This window comes from Methylibium sp. T29, assembly GCF_000576205.1.
GTDB classification, from domain to species: Bacteria; Pseudomonadota; Gammaproteobacteria; order Burkholderiales; family Burkholderiaceae_C; genus Methylibium; species Methylibium petroleiphilum.
In genome coordinates, this window is sequence record NZ_AZND01000191.1 from 1 (window position 1) to 6,440 (window position 6,440).

8 protein-coding genes and 1 tRNA gene are annotated in these 6,440 nt (G+C 60.8%); 5 read left to right on the forward strand and 4 right to left on the reverse strand.

The features are described from left to right. A partial coding sequence (locus x551_RS16950) for an NAD-binding protein (protein ID WP_036249689.1) occupies positions 1-420 on the forward strand: 420 nt, incomplete at its 5' end. A 30-nt stretch (positions 421-450) separates the two neighbouring features. Beyond that, positions 451-525, forward strand: a tRNA-Ala gene (locus tag x551_RS16955). A 258-nt stretch (positions 526-783) separates the two neighbouring features. Here the strand turns inward: x551_RS16955 and x551_RS16960 are convergent. From x551_RS16960 to x551_RS16975, 4 genes are all read right to left on the reverse strand, one after another. Continuing rightward, positions 784-2,922 carry a 7-cyano-7-deazaguanine synthase gene (locus tag x551_RS16960; protein ID WP_036235349.1) on the reverse strand — a complete coding sequence of 713 codons (2,139 nt, stop codon included), beginning with the start codon at positions 2,920-2,922 and terminating at the stop codon, positions 784-786. Then, positions 2,912-3,700, reverse strand: a complete 789-nt coding sequence (locus tag x551_RS16965) for a hypothetical protein (protein WP_036235347.1) — start codon at positions 3,698-3,700, stop codon at positions 2,912-2,914. The genes x551_RS16960 and x551_RS16965 overlap by 11 nt, the downstream gene beginning before the upstream one ends. A 35-nt stretch (positions 3,701-3,735) precedes the next feature. After that, positions 3,736-3,969, reverse strand: coding sequence for a MarR family transcriptional regulator (locus x551_RS16970; RefSeq protein WP_036235344.1), 234 nt, complete (start codon positions 3,967-3,969; stop codon positions 3,736-3,738). 89 nt (positions 3,970-4,058) lie between these two features. Next, positions 4,059-4,496: a thermonuclease family protein gene (locus tag x551_RS16975; protein ID WP_343252151.1), complete on the reverse strand. Its 438-nt coding sequence runs from the start codon at positions 4,494-4,496 to the stop codon at positions 4,059-4,061. A gap of 183 nt (positions 4,497-4,679) precedes the next feature. On the opposite strand from x551_RS16975, the gene x551_RS25380 reads away from it, so the two are divergent. The 3 genes from x551_RS25380 to x551_RS16985 all read left to right on the forward strand — a co-directional run. Beyond that, positions 4,680-4,868 carry a hypothetical protein gene (locus x551_RS25380; protein WP_152543553.1) on the forward strand — a complete coding sequence of 63 codons (189 nt, stop codon included), beginning with the start codon at positions 4,680-4,682 and terminating at the stop codon, positions 4,866-4,868. Continuing rightward, entirely contained in the window at positions 4,865-5,326 is a 462-nt protein-coding gene (locus x551_RS16980) for a DUF2924 domain-containing protein (RefSeq protein ID WP_036249693.1), read from the forward strand. Before x551_RS25380 ends, x551_RS16980 begins: the two co-directional genes overlap by 4 nt. Continuing rightward, the coding region (locus tag x551_RS16985; protein WP_036249696.1) for a recombinase family protein at positions 5,323-6,440 on the forward strand (1,118 nt) is incomplete at its 3' end. The genes x551_RS16980 and x551_RS16985, both read left to right, overlap by 4 nt.

Below are 6,440 nucleotides of genomic sequence, written 5' to 3' on the forward strand. Positions count from 1 at the left end.
CCGCTCGGCCGCGCCACCCACGTGGGCCCGCACGGCGCGGGGCAATTGGCCAAGCTGGCCAACCAGATGATCGTGGGCATCACCATCGGCGCCGTGGCCGAGGCCCTGCTGCTGGCCGAACGCGGCGGCGCCGACCCGGCCAAGGTGCGCGAGGCCCTGCGCGGCGGATTCGCCGACAGCCGCATCCTCGAGGTGCACGGCCAGCGCATGGTCGAGCGCGACTTCGCCAAGCGCGCCGCGATCACCGTGCAGATCAAGGACCTGCGCAACGCGCTGACCACCGGTGCCGAGCTCGGCTTCGACGCGCCGATCACCCAGCTGTTCGAGCAGCTGTACCGCAGCGCCGCCGACCACGGCTGGGCCGACGCCGACCACGCTGGCCTCTGGCTGGAACTGGCACGACGCAACGGCATGAAGTGAGCGGCGATCGGCTACAATCCGCTCCGTCGTGGGGGGTAGCTCAGCTGGGAGAGCGTCGCGTTCGCAATGCGAAGGTCGGGAGTTCGATCCTCCTCCTCTCCACCACTATTCAAAAAACCAACCACTCTCGGTTGGTTTTTTTTGCCCGTTTCCCCCAGTGCTGGCGCGGGTTCGGGCCTTGCTGCGACGGACGCCGCTGCCCCGAACAAGTCGGTTTCGAGCCGTCTTCCGTTCTCGGATCCTGCCCATTCTCTGATTCTGCGAAGGACGCCGCCGCGTTTGCGTCCGCATTGGCGCGGGTTTCCGGCTCCTTGTTCGTCTCCGAAACCGCCTTCACGCAGGCGACCCGACCCCGCGACCGGGCTAGGTGTTCGCGATTGGACGGACGTCCCAAGTGATCGACATTTCCGGCCGGTAGACCACCTCGTTGCCGTGCTTGATACTGGCTTTCAGGTGCTCAGCCAGCGGCTTGTCGTACTTCTCGATTTGCTTGATGGCTCGGTCAACCGCGTTGCGGAAGGCGTCCCGGACGTTCTTTCTCCTGTCAGCGACCCTGCGTAGCTTGCCCCCCTTTCCCTGTGCCCCCGTCACAGCAGCCACAAGTTGAGCCATTTCGATTTGAATTTCTTCAAGCCGCTCGTGGTCACCGTCTGCCTCCGCATCCGCCTTTTCACTGATCAGATCGTTGTATCTGCCACGGTACTGCTGGATCGCTTTTCTGTCCGCCACCACGCCAGCATCCCCCAGCGGCACGCCGTTAGACACTTGATACCCCTCTTCGATGTCATCGTGATCCAACCCGGTGTTCGCTGCCGATTCAACGGCCCCGATTTCGCTGCCGCAGACGATTTCAAAAACCGAGGTTTCACGATCCGGGAACGCCAGCAACAGGTTGATGTACTCAGCCCCCTTGTCCACGCCCTGGATCAGGATGGTGTGTCGTCCCCGACCTTGGAACCGTGCCTCCCAGACACCACCGCGCTTTCGGAAAATGTTGTCCGGCAGCTTTTCTGCCGACACCACGGCGGGCATTGAGATCACGGAGTTCGCCTGATAAGCCGTTTGAAGCAGGCAATCTCCGGGAAGCGTCCGCTCCCGAATCTCCTTGCTGTGACGACTAAGCAGCTCATCCAATGCCCCCATCACCTCATTGGCGTGCCGCTTGTAGAGATCGAACACCCGCTGCGCTGCCTGCCCGGCGCTGTTGTAGTTCAGATACTTAAAGACCCGGCCCACGTCGGGGTAACTGCTGACGAACTGCGCCACGTCCGTGAGGCCATTCACCTGATTGGCCCGCTCCAGATAGGCTGCGGCCATGATCTTGTCCACGTTCTTCTTCTGATCTTGGGCATCACGGCTCTGGGTGAACACGTCGAACTTGTAGTGTTCGGTCGGATCGTGTTGATCAGCCTTGGCGGCGAGAACTGCGAATCGACGGTCGATGCATTGCGAGCAGCCTCCGCAGTGGGTGTGCTGGTTCGTCATCTCCCAGGTGTGGGTGCAGGTCATCGAATGCTTGATCAGGTCGTGGCAACCAGCGTCCGTGATGACCTTGACGACGTCCGCCTTCGTTTTCCAGATGTAGAGGTTCTCGACTGCGAAGGGCTCACCTGCCACCAATGAAAGCAGGTCTTGGAAGCCTTTCATCACTCTCGGGTGCGTTGTCCTTGTGGCACGGCCGCCGACCACCTGAGCGCACACCGGAAGATTCAGGCTGATCACGCCGTTCTCGTAGAAGCGGACACTCTTGAGGTTGAGCATCCGGGCAATCGTCGCGCCGATGGAGACGTACAGGAACGACCGGCTGCGCTGGGTGTACTCGTGGTTCAGTTCTTTGGTCTTGTGGACGCGAACGGTAATGCGGTGCGGCACGTTGTCGCCTGCTTTCGCGGCCAGCATCTCTTCGAGTACGCGGTGTCGCTTGTTGAGCTTGGAGGTCGACTTGTGGGTGACCAAGAGCACGCGCCGCTTCTGGTTCACAACCTCATCGATGGCACCGGCCAGAGAGTCCAGTCCTCCGGAGAACATCACCACCTGCTCCGGCATCCCGTACATCTGCTGGGTGTCATTGAACTCGAGGTACTCCTGGAACTGGTGATCCTGGTCGAGTTTGACGAAGTCGAACTGGTACTGGTCGTCGGACAGGAACCCGAGCGTCGAGCACAGCGTTTCCTGCACCTCGGCACTGTTCCAAAAATCGGGATTGCGCACCGGAACCACGAAGTGCAGGTCGCGCCGCCAGCCATCACCAAAGGAATCGACATCGTCCGCACCGCGTCTGACCACCTGATCAGCGCTGTAGACGTAGGTGGCGATCTCCAGCAGGTCGTGAAACAGCGGCGGAACGCCACGAAACATTTTGGTGTGGACGTCTTCGATGCGCAGGGTGATGTTGCCGTGCCCGGCCTTGCCGGAGAGCCGCAGCCGCAGATCGCGCGAGGGATCTTCGCTGATGCCTTTTGCGGACGCGTTGCCGCACAGAACGTATCGCTTACCTTGCATCGCTGCGCGCCCCCGCTTTCAACTCGTCCTTCATCTTTTTCAGCGCATAGCCTGCGAATCCGTCCGACGATTTTCTGGAAATATCACCGCCCTCATGAAACCGGTGTTTTGAGAACCATTCACTTGAAAACTTCTCGACGATGACCGACGCCTCTCGGGTGTGGGTCTCCAGAGCCGCATTGAACTGGGCCGACTGATTCATCGTCGCAAAGCGCATTCCATCGCCAAGCTGGGTGTTCACGACCTTGCTCAGGAAATACTGCAGCCCTTCATTGGCCAGCCGGGCAAAGAATCGCCGGGAGAAGTCGCCAAACTCCTTCGGCTTTCCCAAGTCTGCGAGCGCCGCCCGCATCGTGTCCGGGTCGGACGAAAAGAGCGATTGCAGTTTGGGCGCGAGGACATCGTTGACGGCACCGACGATGGCCCGATTGGCAAGGCCTCCGAGGTCGGATCGCTGGCCATTGCCCTCTACGCGCCGATCCAGTGCTTCGGTGATCGCCGTGGTCACATCGATGAGGGAGGGGTCGGCAGGTAGATGGATGCCCGCTGCCGCAAGGTGCTGGTGGATATCGGGCTTCTTGGCGGCAATGGCCATCTGGGTCATCAGCCAAACGGCCTCGGTGTAGCCCACATCGTCCATCACGAAGGAGAAGGCCTTTTCGGCCGCCGTGATGGTGGCATTGGCGATTTGGGAGACGTCAGCACCGGCGGCGATCAGTTCGACGACCTCCTTCCACGCCTTCGTTCTTGGCAGTACCCCGAGCCGAACGTGCCCCATCCAGGATTCCCCTTGTTGAAATCAAAGCATCGCGGTCATTCGTTGCGCTTCACTATCACGATGCTCCGTGCCTTTTTTTCTTCTTTCCTCAAATACCCCTTGCGTACCAACTGCGCGATTTGTTCATGAGCGCTGGCGTGGCTGATGCCCAGGGCTTCGGCCAATTCCTTGACGGTGGGCGGCAGGCCCGTGTTGTCGAGGATTTGGCAAATCGCCCTCAGCGTTCTTGCCTGCGGCTCCGTAATGCCTTCGGTCTTTCGCTTGCTCATGGCATTGCTCCTCGCCGATTTGCACAATATATGACCTGATGAACATCAGGTCAATGGAGGCGACCCAACGCAGAAAATCTCTGGCCTGACTACGGGCGGGAGGAGCGACGCCAGTCCCAAGGAGCTATCGGATCTGCATCGCGCCACAGCCCGGCGTGGCGGTCGCGCGCCTCCTGCTCAGCAAACTCGTAGGCACCGGCATCCTCGGCGGCCTGCTCCCGTGCGTACTGGCGGTACCACCAAGCCATCCCGGTTGTGATCTGTGCCAGCCCTGCGTCCAGTGTCTTCGGACACATGCGCGCGGTGCAGGAAGGGTCGGCGACCAGTACCTTGCCAACAAGCCGCCCGTAGCGGTCGCGCTTGCTGCTCATCACGACGACGTCTTTGCCGAACACGAGGTCGGACATCGACGCCTTGGATCGCTGCCCGAATGCCTGCTTCATCTCCGGCGCATCGATCCCTGCCACCCGGATCTTGTGCTGCGTCCTATCCGCATCGAGGACGGTGACCGTGTCGCCGTCGGCCACGCCAACCACTCGACCCGTGATGGTCTCCGCACTAACACTCCACGCCGCCAGGGCGATCAACGTCGCCCAGAAAATCTCCTCGAAATCTCGCTCACCCTATCTGATGCACGCTGAAACGGGATACCCCGACCGCCCTGTGTGCATATTCTTCGTAACGGTCTGACAACTTTACTGGCTACCGAAATGACCGTCGAACAAACACTCCCTGAATTGATGTCCCCGAGACAACGGGCCCGCGAGGCCGCAGAAATCATCGCGGCCGCCATCGCGCGCTTGCATTCCACGCGTCCACAAGACAGCGATATTCCACTTGGCTTCTCGGCACCCGAGCGCGTTCATACAAACCCCTCTACAGAAGGAGTTTTCAAGTGAACGCACCAATAACACCACCCTCTCTGGCGGCACAAATCGCCAATCTTCCCCAACTGGCCATGAAAGATTTGTGGGCGGTTTGGGACAAGTATTTCCCGCAGCGACCACCCCACCATAACCGGGCCTATGTCGAAGGCCGCGTCGCCTACAAGATTCAGGAGGAGGCACTGGGCACCGCCCTGCTCGTGCAGACGCAGATGGCACGGATCGGCGAAGCTCAATCCAACATCAAGACGCAGCGCGGCGTGGAAGTTCAGGTCATTCCCGGCACGGTGCTGGTGCGGGAATTTGACAACCGCGAACACCGCGTCACCGCGCAGGCGGACGGCTCCTTTGAATACGAAGGCCGCCGCTTCAAGAGCTTGTCGGGAGTCGCCCGCCACATCACCGGCACCCAGTGGTCAGGACCGCTGTTTTTCGGAATCACCAAGAACAAACAGAAGCGAGGTGCCAAGTGAACATCGTCGTGACCAAGAAACGCTGCGCCGTCTACACCCGAGTCTCCACGGACGAGCGCCTCGACCAGTCCTTCAACTCCCTCGACGCCCAGCGCGAAGCGGGCCAAGCCTACATCGTGAGCCAGCGTGCCGAGGGCTGGTTGCCGGTAGGCGACGACTACGACGACGGCGGCTACTCGGGCGGAAACATGGAACGTCCTGCCTTGAAGCGTCTGATGGCCGACATCATTGCCGACCAGATCGACATCGTGGTCGTCTACAAGATCGACCGCCTGACACGCAGCCTCACCGACTTCGCCAAGCTGGTGGAAGTCTTCGAGCGCCACAAGGTGTCGTTCGTGTCGGTCACCCAGCAATTCAACACCACCACGTCGATGGGGCGGCTGATGTTGAACATCCTGCTGTCCTTCGCGCAGTTCGAGCGTGAAGTCACAGGCGAGCGCATCCGCGACAAGATCGCCGCCAGCAAGCGCAAGGGCCTGTGGATGGGTGGCTACACCCCGCTGGGCTACGAGGTCAAAGACCGCAAGCTGATCATCGAGGAGAAGGATGCCGAGACCATCCGGCGCATCTTCACCCGCTTCACCGAAACGCGCTGCATCACGGACATCATCCGTGAGATGGCCCTGGAAGGAATCACCACCAAGCCCAACCGGCTGAAGGACGGCAGCGTGCGCAACGGCACGCCGATGGACAAGAAGTACATCTCCAAGGTGCTGCGCAATCCGATCTACGTTGGCGAAATCCGCCACAAGGGGACGGCGTTTGCTGGACAGCACGAGCCGATCATCACCCGTCAGTTGTGGGATCGGGTGCAGAACATTTTGTCTGAGGACGCGCACCAGCGCATGGGCAAGACCCAGACCCGGCACAAGACCGACGCGTTGTTGCGCGGCCTGATGTACGGCCCTGATGGTGGCAAGTACCACATCACCTACAGCAAGAAGCCCTCGGGCAAGAAGTACCGCTACTACATCCCCAAGGCGGACAGCCGCTATGGCTACCGCAGCAGCGCCACCGGGATGATCCCGGCCGACCAGATCGAGGAAGTGGTGGTGAATCTGCTGGTGGGTGCGCTCCAGTCGCCCGAAAGCATCCAAGGGTGTGCGCGCCG